Source organism: Nocardia callitridis (assembly GCF_039543305.1).
GTDB lineage: Bacteria > Actinomycetota > Actinomycetes > Mycobacteriales > Mycobacteriaceae > Nocardia > Nocardia callitridis.
Window position 1 is genome coordinate 975,307 of record NZ_BAABJM010000002.1, and the last position, 13,254, is coordinate 988,560.

The following is a 13,254-nucleotide window of genomic DNA, read 5'->3' on the forward strand; positions in this document are numbered from 1 at the left end:
ATCATCCCATGGACCGACTTGATCATGACGGCTTAGACTTTGTTGTCGGCCAACACCACCATCTCGAAGGGGTGGAGCCATGCGCCACGCATTCCGTTATCTATTTCTCGCAACCCTCGTCACGGCACTGGCCGCACTGGGTGTATCAGCGGCCACCGCACAGACGGGATTCGTCGACAACGTCCGCACGCAAGCATCGAACGACCAGTTCGTCAGCGGCGAGGTCGACCTCTCGGAGCACACCTTCACCCTCAGCATCGACGGCATTGTCGCGCGCACGATGCCCGCGTCGATGGGCAAGCCGGGGCACGAAACCCCGGTCGGTACGTTCCCGGTCCTGGAGAAGCAGCGCAACGTGGTCTTCGACTCCAGGACCATCGGTATTCCACTCGACGACCCCGAGGGGTACGTCATCAACGGTGAATACGCCGAGCGCCTCACCTGGGGTGGCGTCTACATCCACTCCGCGCCGTGGTCGGTCGAACAGCAGGGTAATTCCAATGTCAGCCACGGCTGCATCAATCTCGCCCCCGACGACGCCGCCTGGGTCTTCGATACGTTGAACGTCGGCGATGAGATCACCATTCACGAGTAATCTCCCGGTCTCGGTGAACGCCCCTGTGCGGCGTCATCGCTACGCGTGGATCGTGCCTCCGACCGCGATCCGCACCGCCCGTCGCGACGACGAGGCTGTCGCACCCGCTGACGTGGATCACGCCGCGCGTCCCGTGCGATTACGGCTCTCGCGTCAAGGTCGGCCGGTGCGCGGGTAGGAGCCTCGCGCTCCCACACACCCGAGCGAGGCGCCCGCACGCCTCGGTTACGCCGACGCGTAGGGCACGGCGTCGTCGCGCGACACCAACGCCGCGTAACGCCCCTGCGCCGCCATCAGCTCGTCGTGGGTACCGCGCTCGACCACTCGGCCGTGCGCCAGGACCGCGATCTGATCGGCGTCTCGAATGGTGGAGAGTCGGTGCGCGATGGTGATCGTGGTGCGATCCACCGACAATGCGTCGACGGCCGCCTGCACGTCCTGTTCCGTGCGGGCATCCAGCGCGCTGGTCGCCTCGTCGAGCACCAGGACCGGCGGATCGCGCAACACCGCGCGGGCCACGGCAAGACGTTGCTTCTCACCACCGGAGAAGCGGTAACCACGCTCACCGACCGTGGTGTCGTAGCCCTCCGGCAGGCTCATGATGTGGTCGTGAATGCGTGCGATACGGGCCGCGTCGTGCAATTGTTCCCGTGTCGCTTCGGGTTTCGCGAACCGTAGATTCTCCGCGACCGAGGCATGGAACAGGTAGGTCTCCTGGGAGACGACGCCGACGGCTTCGGCCAGGTCGGCGAAGGACAGCGCACGTACGTCCGTCCCGTCGAGGGTGACCCGACCCGAGGTGACGTCGTAGAGCCGCGCGACCAGGTAGCCGAGTGTCGTCTTGCCGGAACCGGTTTCGCCGACGATCGCCAGGCTGGTGCCAGCGGGCACCGTGATATCGATGTCGCGCAACACTTCTCGTTCGTCGGCGAAATCCGCGGGGTAGGCGAATCCGACCTTCTCGAACCGCACGTCGCCGCGCACCGTACCGACCGCGACCGGTTCGGCCGGTTCGCGGATGCCCGGCTCCAGATCGAGGTATTCGAAGATCCTGCCGAACAACGCCAGCGAACTCTGCACCGCGACACCGGTCGAGAGCAGTTGCACCATCGGGCGCAGCAGGCTGGTCTGCAAGGTGGTGAAAGCGACCAGGGTGCCGATCGAGACCAGCGGATGCCCGCCCGCCACCGCGAATCCGGCCACCCAGTAGATGACGGCGGGCATCGCCGACATCACGATCTGGATCGTCGACTGCCGCCACCGTCCCGCCATGTTCGAGCGGATCTCCAGATCGACCAGCTCACGTGATTCACGGGCGAAGCTGTCGACGAGCGCGGACGAGCGACCCATGGTGCGGCTGAGCAGAATTCCGCTCACCGACAACGATTCCTCGATGATCGCCGACATGCCCGCCAGCTGGTGTTGCCGCTGCGCGGTGATCTTCCTGCGTTCGTCGCCCACGCGCCTGCTGATCCATACGAACAGCGGCAGCATCAGCAGGGAGACGACCGTCAGCCGCCAGTCGAGGGCGATCATCGCGATCACCGCGGCGATTACCGTGGTGACGTTGGAGACCAGCGAGCTCGCGGTGGAGGTGACGGTGGACTGCATGCCGCCGATGTCGTTGGCGATTCTCGATTGCACCTCACCGGTGCGGGTTCTGGTGAAGAACGACAACGGCATTCGCTGCAATCGGGCATAGACCGCCGAGCGCAGATCGTGCATGACATCCTGTCCGACGGCCGTCGAAATGTAGGTCTGCCAAACACCGAAGCTGCTGGTGAGGATCGAGACCGCGACCATGCCAGCGACGAGCAGCGTCAGCAGGCCGGTGCGCCCGTGTGGCAGCGCGTCGTCGAGCACGGCGCGCAGCATGAACGGCGAGGCCATCGCGACGACCGAGGACAGGCACACGAGTGCGGCGACGGCGGCCAGTCGGGCGCGGTAGGGCCGGAAGAGCTGGACGATTCGGCGCAGCGCCACGGGTGGGTGCGGCGCTGCGGCGGGGTGTGCTGCGGCGGGCGGCATAGGCGACTCCTCGGCGGTGGATCACGCGGCGGTCGGGCGGTTGTCCGATGCGTACAGTAAAACTGAGTATGACTCATAATTGTTCCCGAGAACAATGAGCTATGCTCACAAAGCATGAACTCCCTGGACGGCGACCTGCCCGAACTATTCTTGCGTGTGGCCAAACAGATCCGCCGTAACCAGGCGACTCGACTGGCCCCGCTCGGCCTCACGCCGGGGCAGGCACGGGCGCTGCGTGTCGTCGGGCGCGACGGTGAGCTGCGTATGACCGCGCTCGCCGCGCGCCTCGACATCGTTCCCCGCTCGGCCACCACCGTCGTCGACGCGCTCGAATCCGCGGGCTTGGTCAGCCGCGACACCGACCCGGACAATCGCCGCGCCACCCTGGTTCGCCCTACCGAGGCGGGTCGGGCGGCACTGACCAGCATGACCGACGCGCGCAGGGCCGCGGCAGCGGAGCTGTTCACCGCCCTGTCCCCCGCGCAGCGCGAGACGTTGCGCGAGCTGCTCGCGACGTTGCTTCTGCCGGACCCGGATTCGGCACCCGACGCCCCGGCACCGACCGAGCGCGCCGAAAACTAAACCAGCCAGTATTCTGCCGTGACGGCGCCGATCCACCCGCCGACAGCGGTGGACACCGGCACGCGAGAGTTCGCGGTATCACCACGGTGGTGCGAGAGCGACACGACGGACGAAGGGTGGGGTGATGGACCGACCGGAGATGAGCGCGCGACCCGGTGCCGACCGAGGTCACGCGCCGCAGCTCGGTGGCCCCGGCGGCGGCCAGGGCCGAGGTTCGGCTTCCGAGGACTACCACGGTGATTGGGTCGACTGGGTCGACCGACTACCCGCCGCCGCGCACCGTGCCCCCGCGCATGACGTCGAAGCCGAGGACTACGCGCAACCGCAGGTTTACGCACGCCGCGAGGACTACCCCACCGAGCAGGACGCGGCACAGTACCGCGACGAGTTCCACGGTCTGCTCGATCGCTCGCGACCGGCGAACCCGTTGCGGCGCTGGCTGGTTCCCGCTGCCGCTGCGGTCGGAATCGCCCTGCTGGTCGGGGTCGGCGTCGCACTGCTCGGGCGCGGCGAGGCGCCGGGCACCGACGGCACCTCCGGCCCACCCGATATCGCCGCACCACCGATCGAGACCCCCGGCTCGACCTGTCCGACACAGCAGGCGGGCAATCAGATCCAAGGCAACGGCGAGGGCGGCTTCGACACCGGCCCCGCCGTGATCTTCGCCTTCCAGCACGCGTACTACGTGGCACGCTCCGCCGAACAGGTCCGCGCGACCACCACCCAGGACGCCTCGGTCGAAACCCCCGAGGCCATCCAAAACGGCATCGACAGCATTCCCTCGGGCACCAGCTACTGCGTCTCGGTGACCCCCGGCGCCTTCGCGGGCCAGTACACCGTCGTCGTCACCGAATTCCGCCCCAACCAGCCGCCAACCCCCTACAACCCGCAGATCGTCACCACGATCCGCGAGGGCGGACGCACCCTGATCAGCGCGATCGGGCAGGGCTGAGCGACACGCGCCGCGCAACGTCGAATCGCCGCGCGCGGCAATTCGACACCGATGCCAGGGAACCAATTGCCGGCAACGCGCCATCGTCGCGTGCCGAGGACCGAATCGGTTCTCCCACGACAAGCCGCACCAGTTCGGCGAGCTACCGTGACGCCACCGGCACGACCAGCCTGCCGTCGACGCGTCGCGGAATCTCGTCGAAATCGTCGCGCAATTCCACCGGCAATATGTACTGCGGCGCATCCTGCCAGGCGACCGGGCGCAGGAACCGCCGGATCGCTGAGGTGCCGACCGACGTGTGCAGCGTGTTGGTGGCAGGCCATGGGCCGCCGTGGTGCTGAGCGTGACTCACCGCCACGCCGGTGGGAAAGCCACCGTAGAGCAGCCTTCCGGCCTTGGGTTGCACAAGGCCGGTGAGCCGGGCGGTTTCTTCCGGGTCGTCGGCGTGAATCGTCGCGGTCAGCGAGGCGGGGAGGCAGGTGAGCGCCGCGTCGAGCTCGGCGGTACCCGAGTAGCGGACGATCACCGCTACCGGACCGAAACATTCCACCGTCAGCTGTGCGTTCAAGTCCGTGGCCGAACTTTCCAGCAGTAACGCACCGGTATCGCCAGGCACTTCGGCCACGACCCGCGCGGCGGTGCGCAACGCCGCGGTCCCCGCGACGTAGGACTCGCGGATCCGGTGGTTGAGCAGGTCGGTCGGCGCGACCTTCAGCAGGGCCTCCCCCGCCGCTGCCACCAGCCGGTCGCCCCCGGAACCCGTTGGCGCGAACAACAATCCGGGCTTGGTGCATAGCTGACCGGCCGATCCGGTGACCGAAGCCGCGAAACCGACGCCGATCGATTCGGCGCGGTCGGCGGCGGCTTCGGCGGTCACCACCACCGGGTTCAGACTCGCCAGCTCGCCGTAGAACGGGATCGGGTCCGCTCGACGCTGGATGATCTCCAGCAGCGCCCGCCCACCACCGAGCGATCCGGTGAATCCCACCGCGGTGATCGCGGGATGCGCGACCAGCTCCCCACCGGCCGCGCGGCCGAATACCGCGTCCACGACGCCTTCCCGAGCCACCGAGCGCAACGCGTCGAGACACCGTAGCGAGGTCTTCGGATGGGATTCGTGCACCTTCAGCACCACCGGGCACCCGGCCGCGAGCGCCGAGGCGGTGTCGCCGCCGGGCACCGAGAACGCCAACGGGAAGTTACTCGCGCCGAACACCGCGACCGGTCCGGTCGGGACGAGCATTCGCCGCAGGTCGGGGCGCGGTCCCATCGGCGTATCCCCCGCCGAATCGAGCGTTGCTTCCAAATACGACCCCTCACCGAGGGTCTCGGCGAACAACCGCAGCTGATAGCAGGTGCGCACGAGCTCTCCCGACAGTCTTTTCGCGGTCAGCGCGGTCTCCGCGACGGCTGTGGCGACGATGCCGTCACCGTCGAGCTCCAACGCGGAAGCCATGTCGCGCAGCATGTTCGCGCGGCCTGCGCGGCCCAGCTCGGCGAGCGTGGTCGTCGCGGCGACGGCGGCGGCCACGATCTGCGCCAGCTCGACTGTCGAGGTGTCCTCGATCGTTGAAGTCATGAGGAGATGGTCCTTTCCGGATCGGCGGGTGTGGTCGGATCGGCTGCCGCGCTCGACTGCGCGGTGCGCGCCCCGGAGGAATAGCGCAGTAGCGCACACCCGAGGAGCGCGACAACGCAGACCGCCGCGACCACGAGCAGCCCGATACTCACACTGCCCGTGTGTTTTTCGACCTGACCGAGGAGATTCGGGGCGACGAAACCACCCAGGTTGCCCACCGAGTTGATCAAGGCGATCCCCGGCGCGGCCAGTGCGCCCACCAGATACTGCTGCGGGATAACAAAGAACGACGACGCGGCGACCTTGAATCCGACCGTCGCCACGATCATCATCACCACCGCGAACACCGCCCCGGCGAGCGCCGCGACCGCGAGACCGAGCGCCGCGAGCACGAACCCGGAGGCCAGGACCGTGCGGCGCAGGCCGGTGCGGTCGGAGATCCGACCCGCGATCAGGATGGCGACGAATGCGGCGACAAACGGGATCACCGACACCAGCCCGACGGTGAAGTCGCTGAGCCCCCCGATCTCGCGGACGAAGTCGGGCAGCCAGAACGTCACCGAATATTGCGCCAGCTGAGCGGCGAAGTAGACGAAGCAGAACAGCAACATCTGCGGATCACGCAGCAGCGCCCACCGAGACGGCGACTGCCCGTGATTCGCGGCGGCACGCTCCACTTCCTCGGTGGCCAACCGCTGCTTCAGTGCCGCCTTCTCCTGGTCCGACAGCCACGCGGCGTCGTCGGGCCGAGATTCCAGTCGCACCCAGACCAGCGCGCCGATCAGCACCGCGGCCAGACCCTCGACCAGAAACATCCACTGCCAACCGCGCAGCCCGAGCAGATCGTGCATGCCGAGCAACGCACCCGACATCGGACCCGCGATCACGGCCGCGATGGCCGAGGACGAATACAGAGCCGCGTTGGCGCGACCGCGAATGGCATTGGGAAACCACTGCGTGAAGTAGAAGATCACGCCGGCGAAGAATCCCGCTTCCGCGGCGCCGAGTGCCAATCGGAGCACGTAGAAGATGATCTCGTTGTGCGCGAACATCATCAGTGCCGACACCAGGCCCCAGGTGATCATGATCCTGGTCAGCCAGAATTTCGCGCCGCAACGTTCGAGCATGATGTTGCTCGGGACCTCGAGGATCGCGTAGGCCACGAAGAACAGTCCCGCGCCGAGGCCGTATGCCGCCGGGCCGATGCCCGAATCGGTTTCCAACGCGTCTTTCGCGTACCCGATATTGACGCGATCGATGTAGTTGGCGACGAACATGAGCATGACCAGCGGAACAAGACGCCGAAAGGCCTTCGAGGTGGCCGCGGTCAGCGCGGGGGGATCCGGGACAACGACCGGTGGTGAGTGCGTCATTGCACCTGCCTTACGAAGAGAGGAAGCAGAACCGCCGAGCGAGCGCGGGCGGCGAAAACGGGGTTACTTGGTGATGGAAACGCTTGCGGTCGTGCGCTTTTCGATGAGCTCGGCGTCGTATGTCACGCCGATGCCATGCCCGGTCGGAACCGGGAGGGTGCCGTCGGCGCCGATCGCGGCGTAGGCGTCGGAGTAACCGCAGGTGTAGATCTCCGGCGACGGGTCGGCCAGGTGCGGCGACACATTGGCGACCTCGTACATCGACGTCGCCTGCATCGACGCCACCAGGTGGCGGTGGATCGGGCTCGGCCCGTGCACCTCGACGTTCACCCCGAGCGCTTCGGCGAAACGAATCGTCTTGAGACAACCGGTGATTCCGAGATCGAAGTGTGAATCGACCCGCAGCAGGTCGGTGCCGCCAGCGAGCAGGAAGTCCGCCTTCGCCTCCGGCCCCGCCACGTGCTCGGATTGCAGGATCGGAATATCGAGCGCGTCCCGCAGCTGCTTGTGTGCGAAGGCGCTGATGCCGAGCGGACGCAGCGGATCCTCATACCACCGGAAACCCGCGTCTTGACATGCTTTCCCGACGAACAGCGCGTCCGACACCGAGTCGAACACGCAGGCAGGGTCGAGCATCAGATCCACCCGATCGCCGAGTTGCTCGCGCAGGTAGCTGACGTTGTCGGCTTCTTCCCACTTGTCGCCTTCGTGCCAGCTGTGCATCTTGAAGCCGGTCCAGCCGAGTTCGCGGAGTTCACCGAAGAATTCGGCGACGGCGTGCTTGTCGGTCAGGCTGCCCGCACGGTCACCGTTGACACTGGAGGCGTAGGCGCGCACGCGCACGCGCCCGCCGCCGAGCAATTCGGTGAGCGAGGCGCCGTAGACCTTGCCCGCGAGGTCCCACAGGGCGTTGTCCAGGAAGCACAGACCGTAGGAGTGCGCGGGCCGCGACAGCCGACGACCCACCCGCAGGATCTGTTCGCGTGCGTGCCACGGCCGCCCGATCGCGACCCTGGCGACATCGGCGGCCTGCTGCGCCGAACCGTTGACGGCGTGATTGGCGTACTCGCCGACGTGCCCGTCCTCGGTGTGCACCCGGACCATGAGCACGGCACGCGTGCCGACAACACCTGGCTGGTAATACCACGACCCCGCGCGCGCGTCGACATCGAAAGTGCGCGTGTAGTTGGGGGTTTCGACGTCGAACTCGATAACGTCGACCTTCTCGATGATGCTGCTCACCGCAGGGTTCCTTTCGATGGCGAAACGCGAGGGGCCGCGCTTCGGTTCGGTGCTCGGAGTCAGCGCGCGTTCAACGCGGCGAGGATCTTCGAGACTTGTTCGCGGCATTCGGGGTCCAACCGCGAGGCCGGTGGCCGTACGTCGGCGCTGCCGAAGCCCAGCTGATGCAGCGCTTCCTTGATCACGCTGACGTTGTCCGCGCCGTCGCGGGCCAGGCGTAGCTCCTCGAACTCGCGGACGGTGTCCCATACCCGCATGGCCGCACCGAAGTCGCCGACGGTCAGCGCGGCGTGCATGCGCAGCGAAAGCTCGGGGGCGACGCTGGCGAGACCGGAGGTGAAACCGGTGGCGCCGACCGCCGCGTAGCCAGGCGCGGACAGTTCCGCCAGGCCCGCGATCCAGGTGAAGCGGTCCACACCCGCCGCACGGGCGACGGTGGCGAAGCGGACCGGGTCGGGCACGGCGTATTTGACGGCGAGCACGTTGGGGCAGGCGTCGGCGAGCGCGCCGAAGTCGTCGGCGGTGATTCGCGTGTTGCGGACATACGGAATCACGCCGACGTCGGGAAGGGCGGCGGCGATGGCCCGGTGGTAGTCGACCCAGCCCGCACGCGAAACATACGGGTGCACCGGTTGATGCACCATGATCGCGGCGGCGCCGCGGTCACGGGCGTACTCGGCACTGTCGATCGCGGTCGCGACATCGAAACCAACGCCCGCGACCAGCAGCGTCTCCTCGGGCTTCGCCTCGGCGACGAGATCGACCAGCGTGCGGGTCTCGGCCGACGCGAGGGCGTAGAACTCGCCGGTATTGCCGTTCACGGTGAGCACGGAAATGCCGCCGTCGGTCAGGCGGCCGACGACGCGTTCGAGGGTCGGCGCGTCGATTGTGTTGTCGTCGGTGAACGGCGTCGGGGTGATCGCGACGACACTGGCCAGGCGTGATCCGACTTCGTCGAGGTCCATATCTCTCCTTTGTTCGGGCAGGGGTCATCGCCGCCGCGGCATGAGCACACGGCGCGAGGGTGGTGCGGGGTTGGTCGAGTCAGCCTGCGGCGGAATCGCTTTCGGCTGGTTCGGCGTGGCCGAGGTGCGGGATCACGCGTTCGATGAACCCGCTGATGTGGTTGTGCAGCGCCGAGGCGGCGGCAATCGCGCTCCCGGATTCGGCAGCGGCCAAGATGTCGCGGTGCTCCTGCGCTTCCACGCGCCAACCACCCGAGGCGCGCCACCCGGACACACTGATCAACGCGGCCTGGTCCTTCAACCCATCGAGGGTGTCGACCAGCAGCTCGTTTCCGCAGTGGAGGTAGAGCGAGCGGTGGAAGTCGCGATTGGCGAGGCTCATCTCGGCGGTGTCACCCGCCTCGCCCGCCGCGAGCGCGCGGTCGAGCGCTTGGGCCGCCGCGCTGACATCGGTGTATTTGGCGACTGCCCGCCGCACCGCCTCCGGTTCCAGCAGCAATCGAAGGTCATATATGGCGGAAGCGGATTCGGCGTCGAGTTCGCGGACGATCGCGCCCTTGTACCGCGTCAACGAGACCAGTCCCGAACCTACGAGCGCCTTCAGCGCCTCGCGCACCGGCGTCTTGGACATTCCGAGCGTCTCGGCGATCTCCTCTTCAACCAGCTGCTGACCAGGCGATAAGCGACCGGTCAGGATGCTGCGACGGATGACAGCCAGTGCGCGGTCGGTCCGGTTCGCCAGCGGGTCGATATCGACGTTGACCAAGGACAACCGCAACGCTGCACGATCCATGAGGTTCCCTTCGTTAATATATGAGATATGACTGTAACGGACGTGTCATCTCCGGTCAAGAGTTCAAGAGAGAGCGATTTCTGGCCGTGCCATCGCGCATTGAAGACGACTCCTTCGAGGAATTATGCGACTTGACCAGGGGAGCCACCCGGATTCAGTCAGGTGCTGCCGTCCAGGACTCCATCGAGTTTTCGGTCAGGCACGACGAAAAATTGGCGGTCGTTTCATATATGAAAACCAGGTGGAGCGCTTGGACACCGAGCGTCACCGCGTACCACGGCAAGCACCTGTCGTCGTGTACTGCCTTCGGGTGGCAATGCGAAGAGCCTGCACAAAGTAGGATCCATCGACGAAGTCGGTCGCTAGCTGCGGGTTCGGTACAGGACTAGGCAATCTGACGTACCCACCAGCGTCTTACCGGCCAGTCGGCACGCGGTTGTCGGTGGACGACTCGGCCACGCCGGACGCACACATCGCAACGGCATCCGCCGAAACCCGATCCGCACCTGGTGTTTCCTGGTCGCACCGATGTGCCGTGTGCGTACATCGATAACAGCCCGCCCACCTACGCCGTCATGGGTGTTCATGCCCCAGAGCAACAGTTGCTCACCAGACGCCGCGCGCCTGCAATTCGTCCACGATCGGCGGGTAGTCACGCCGGATCACCGACCCGATCACATTGCGCGGCAAGGCCACCAACTCGCCGACCAGGGTGGGCTTGTCCCACAGGGACTTCGGCGGTTGGTCGGCCTGGACGACGGGTTGCCCGAGGATTTCCCGGAGAGTGGTGCCAGCGCAGGCATAGACATCGGCCAGGAATTCGGTGGTGGTTCCCGCTGCGGGGTCGAGGAAGTCGGTGAGGTGGATGGTCACCTGATGGATCCGGTCGCCGTCGAGCTCGAAGCGCGCCAACGGCTTGTCCAGCTGGGCGTTGGTCGTCATGACGATCGTCGTCTCGGTGCCGAATTCCGCGGGCTCCCACCCGACGACCCTGCGGAACCTATCCACGTCCTCGGCCGACCAGGTCCAGTCGAATTCGCTGGCAGCTCGGAAGAACTCGGCCGCCGTCTCGACGTCGACCCTGGGGTCACCGCTCACTTCCCGACCTCCACACCGCGCACGGCCATTGCCGCAGGCAGCCTACCGCAAGCCGCCGACCTGGGCCGGACACCGACCGTGCCCGAACGAGCCCGCACCATGGGCGTCGTAGCGGGCGAAACGGTGATCGGCTAGTGTCCGGTCGAAAAGTGCCGAGCCGGGAGGCGACAACTTGTCCGAGCAGCGTAGGAGACAGCGCAGTACCGCCGCGCACGATCCGCGGCTGGTCACGCGACCCGAAGACGCCGAAGCAGCCGCGGCGGCCGCGGGACTCGGCGAGCGTCGCCGTAGTTTCGGCCCACACCCGCACAACTGGCCGCGCGTACACCGATTCGGTTTCCTCGCACTCGCGTTCGCCGCATTGGCGATCATTGGGGTGGTTGTCGGCTCGCCCACGATCTTCGTCATCATCCTCGGCGTGGTGGTGTTCGCGTGCCTCGTCGGCTGGGCACTGACCGTGACGAAAGCGCTGCGCCTGACCAACGGCATCGAACGACTCGACCTCTACGACGGCGGACTCACCGCGGCCTTCGACGGACAACTGCGGGTCGTGCGCTACGACGCGACCACCATGACGCAGGACGTCGTCCGCCACATCCGCAACGGCAGGCACACCCACACCACCTACGGCTACACGCTCACCGATATCGCGGGCGAACGATTCGCGCTACGTGGCGGATTCGCCAACCCCACCGAATGGGGGCCCGCCATCCAGGACGCCGTCGCCGACATCCGACTCCCCCAGGCCTACGGCGTACTCCAGTCCGGCGGCCGCCTCGACTTCGGCGACCTCTGGATCTCGGCCGTCGAGATCGGCTCGGCCCGCCAGACGATCGCGTGGGAACAGGTCGAATTGATCACCACCGATCGCGGACCGGTCACCGTGCTGGTGGCCGGTCAGTGGCACGAGTTGAGCCCGACCGTGGTCCGCGATATCCCGGATTTCCCGATCTTCCACACCCTCGCCGAACACCTGCGGCGCACGCACACCCGCGTGTAGCGAGTCCCGCGCGCGCCGCGGCGGTCTCAGACCGAACGCCGGTTCTCCGCCGCCTCGATGACATGGCGCATGAGCAGCGCGGTGGTCACCGGACCGATACCGCCGGGGACCGGGGTGAGCGCGGAAGCCTTGCCGCGCACCGAGTCCGCGTCCACGTCGCCCACGATACCGCCGTCGGCGGATTCGTTGGTCCCGACGTCGACGACGACGGCGCCCTCGCGAACGTGCTCGCCGGTCACCAAACCGATCCGACCCACCGCCGCGACGACGACATCGGCGGCGGCGGTCACCGCGGGCAGGTCGACGGTGCGCGAATGACAGACCGTGACCGTGGCGTTCTGCGCCAATAGCAGCTGCGCCAGCGGCTTACCCACCACATTGGATCGCCCCACCACCGCGACATGCCGACCCGACAACGGGATTTCGTGGTGGGTGAGCACCTCGACCACCGCCTGCGCGGTGGCGGGCGCGAAACCGGGCAGTCCCGCGGCCAGTAGGCCGAGCGACAGCGGACTGACGCCGTCGACGTCCTTGGCCGCGGCGATCGCCGGACTCACCTGCTCGAGGGTGACGCCCGAGGGCAACGGCGTCTGCACCATGATCGCGTCGATCGCGGTGTCGGCGCTGCGGGCGGTGAGCTCGGCGCGAATGGCGGCGACGTCGGCGTCCGCGCCGAGATCGACCGTCTCGCAGACGATGCCGAGACGTTCGGCGGCCTTACGCAACGAGTTCACGTACCAGGCGCTGGCGGGGTCGTCGTTGGCGACGACCAACGCGAGGCGGGCGGGCGCGTCACCGAGTGCGCCGGCGCGCAGCTTGGTGTCGGCATTGACGGCGGCGGCGAGTTCCTTGCCGGACAGCGAAACGGTATCCACGGTGGCACACCCTATCGCCGTCGTGGCACGAACACGCCAGCGCGCCCTGCGAACTGCGGCGTCACCTCCGACACGCGGCAGCGCGGTAGCGAACGCGCGTCGGGGTCCGTGATATCGGCCGGTACCGCCCGTATGGTGGGTGTGCTTGCCACCAGCTAACTCCCAGCACGTA

At 67.1% G+C, this 13,254-nt stretch carries 11 protein-coding genes and 1 pseudogene; 4 read left to right on the forward strand and 8 right to left on the reverse strand.

The genetic code is table 11. From position 1 onward, the window contains the following. Positions 1-217 precede the first annotated feature (217 nt). Positions 218-595 (forward strand): annotated as a pseudogene (locus tag ABEA50_RS13235) (L,D-transpeptidase); the annotation flags it as partial. A gap of 225 nt (positions 596-820) precedes the next feature. On the opposite strand, the gene ABEA50_RS13240 reads toward ABEA50_RS13235, so the two are convergent. Continuing rightward, the gene (locus tag ABEA50_RS13240; RefSeq protein ID WP_345495613.1) at positions 821-2,623 is read right to left on the reverse strand and encodes an ABC transporter ATP-binding protein; all 1,803 of its coding nucleotides are present in this window, start codon (positions 2,621-2,623) and stop codon (positions 821-823) included. Between the two features lie 114 nt (positions 2,624-2,737). Here ABEA50_RS13240 and ABEA50_RS13245 point away from each other — a divergent pair, with 114 nt between their 5' ends. Further along, positions 2,738-3,205 (forward strand): MarR family winged helix-turn-helix transcriptional regulator, encoded by a 468-nt coding sequence (locus ABEA50_RS13245; RefSeq protein WP_345495614.1) that lies wholly within the window; start codon positions 2,738-2,740, stop codon positions 3,203-3,205. Positions 3,206-3,329: 124 nt separating this feature from the next. Then, positions 3,330-4,157 (forward strand): hypothetical protein, encoded by an 828-nt coding sequence (locus ABEA50_RS13250; RefSeq protein ID WP_345495615.1) that lies wholly within the window; start codon positions 3,330-3,332, stop codon positions 4,155-4,157. Between the two features lie 142 nt (positions 4,158-4,299). Here ABEA50_RS13250 and ABEA50_RS13255 read toward each other — a convergent pair whose 3' ends face one another. The 6 genes from ABEA50_RS13255 to ABEA50_RS13280 form a co-directional block, all read right to left on the reverse strand. Next, positions 4,300-5,736, reverse strand: coding sequence for an aldehyde dehydrogenase (NADP(+)) (locus ABEA50_RS13255; RefSeq protein WP_345495616.1), 1,437 nt, complete (start codon positions 5,734-5,736; stop codon positions 4,300-4,302). Next, positions 5,733-7,109, reverse strand: coding sequence for an MFS transporter (locus ABEA50_RS13260; protein ID WP_345495617.1), 1,377 nt, complete (start codon positions 7,107-7,109; stop codon positions 5,733-5,735). Before ABEA50_RS13260 ends, ABEA50_RS13255 begins: the two co-directional genes overlap by 4 nt. A gap of 63 nt (positions 7,110-7,172) precedes the next feature. Continuing rightward, positions 7,173-8,351: an enolase C-terminal domain-like protein gene (locus tag ABEA50_RS13265; RefSeq protein ID WP_345495618.1), complete on the reverse strand. Its 1,179-nt coding sequence runs from the start codon at positions 8,349-8,351 to the stop codon at positions 7,173-7,175. A 59-nt stretch (positions 8,352-8,410) separates the two neighbouring features. After that, a complete protein-coding gene (locus ABEA50_RS13270) occupies positions 8,411-9,316 on the reverse strand; it encodes a dihydrodipicolinate synthase family protein (protein ID WP_345495619.1) in 906 nt (301 codons plus the stop codon). Positions 9,317-9,395: 79 nt separating this feature from the next. Further along, a complete protein-coding gene (locus tag ABEA50_RS13275) occupies positions 9,396-10,109 on the reverse strand; it encodes a GntR family transcriptional regulator (RefSeq protein WP_345495620.1) in 714 nt (237 codons plus the stop codon). Positions 10,110-10,715: 606 nt separating this feature from the next. Further along, positions 10,716-11,207, reverse strand: a complete 492-nt coding sequence (locus ABEA50_RS13280; RefSeq protein WP_345495621.1) for a DUF6301 family protein — start codon at positions 11,205-11,207, stop codon at positions 10,716-10,718. Positions 11,208-11,379: 172 nt separating this feature from the next. Between ABEA50_RS13280 and ABEA50_RS13285 the strand changes: the two genes are divergently transcribed. Next, entirely contained in the window at positions 11,380-12,207 is an 828-nt protein-coding gene (locus ABEA50_RS13285; RefSeq protein ID WP_345495622.1) for a DUF6585 family protein, read from the forward strand. Positions 12,208-12,233: 26 nt separating this feature from the next. Here the strand turns inward: ABEA50_RS13285 and ABEA50_RS13290 are convergent, their stop codons facing one another. Beyond that, positions 12,234-13,082: a bifunctional 5,10-methylenetetrahydrofolate dehydrogenase/5,10-methenyltetrahydrofolate cyclohydrolase gene (locus ABEA50_RS13290; RefSeq protein ID WP_345495623.1), complete on the reverse strand. Its 849-nt coding sequence runs from the start codon at positions 13,080-13,082 to the stop codon at positions 12,234-12,236. Positions 13,083-13,254: the final 172 nt, after the last annotated feature.

Excerpts from the sequence above, each read along its gene's own strand:
- ABEA50_RS13240 (WP_345495613.1), bottom strand. The coding sequence starts at position 2,623 with ATGCCGCCCGCCGCAGCACACCCCGCCGCAGCGCCGCACCCACCCGTG.
- ABEA50_RS13245 (WP_345495614.1), top strand. The coding sequence starts at position 2,738 with ATGAACTCCCTGGACGGCGACCTGCCCGAACTATTCTTGCGTGTGGCC.
- ABEA50_RS13250 (WP_345495615.1), top strand. The coding sequence starts at position 3,330 with ATGGACCGACCGGAGATGAGCGCGCGACCCGGTGCCGACCGAGGTCAC.
- ABEA50_RS13255 (WP_345495616.1), bottom strand. The coding sequence starts at position 5,736 with ATGACTTCAACGATCGAGGACACCTCGACAGTCGAGCTGGCGCAGATC.
- ABEA50_RS13260 (WP_345495617.1), bottom strand. The coding sequence starts at position 7,109 with ATGACGCACTCACCACCGGTCGTTGTCCCGGATCCCCCCGCGCTGACC.
- ABEA50_RS13270 (WP_345495619.1), bottom strand. The coding sequence starts at position 9,316 with ATGGACCTCGACGAAGTCGGATCACGCCTGGCCAGTGTCGTCGCGATC.
- ABEA50_RS13275 (WP_345495620.1), bottom strand. The coding sequence starts at position 10,109 with ATGGATCGTGCAGCGTTGCGGTTGTCCTTGGTCAACGTCGATATCGAC.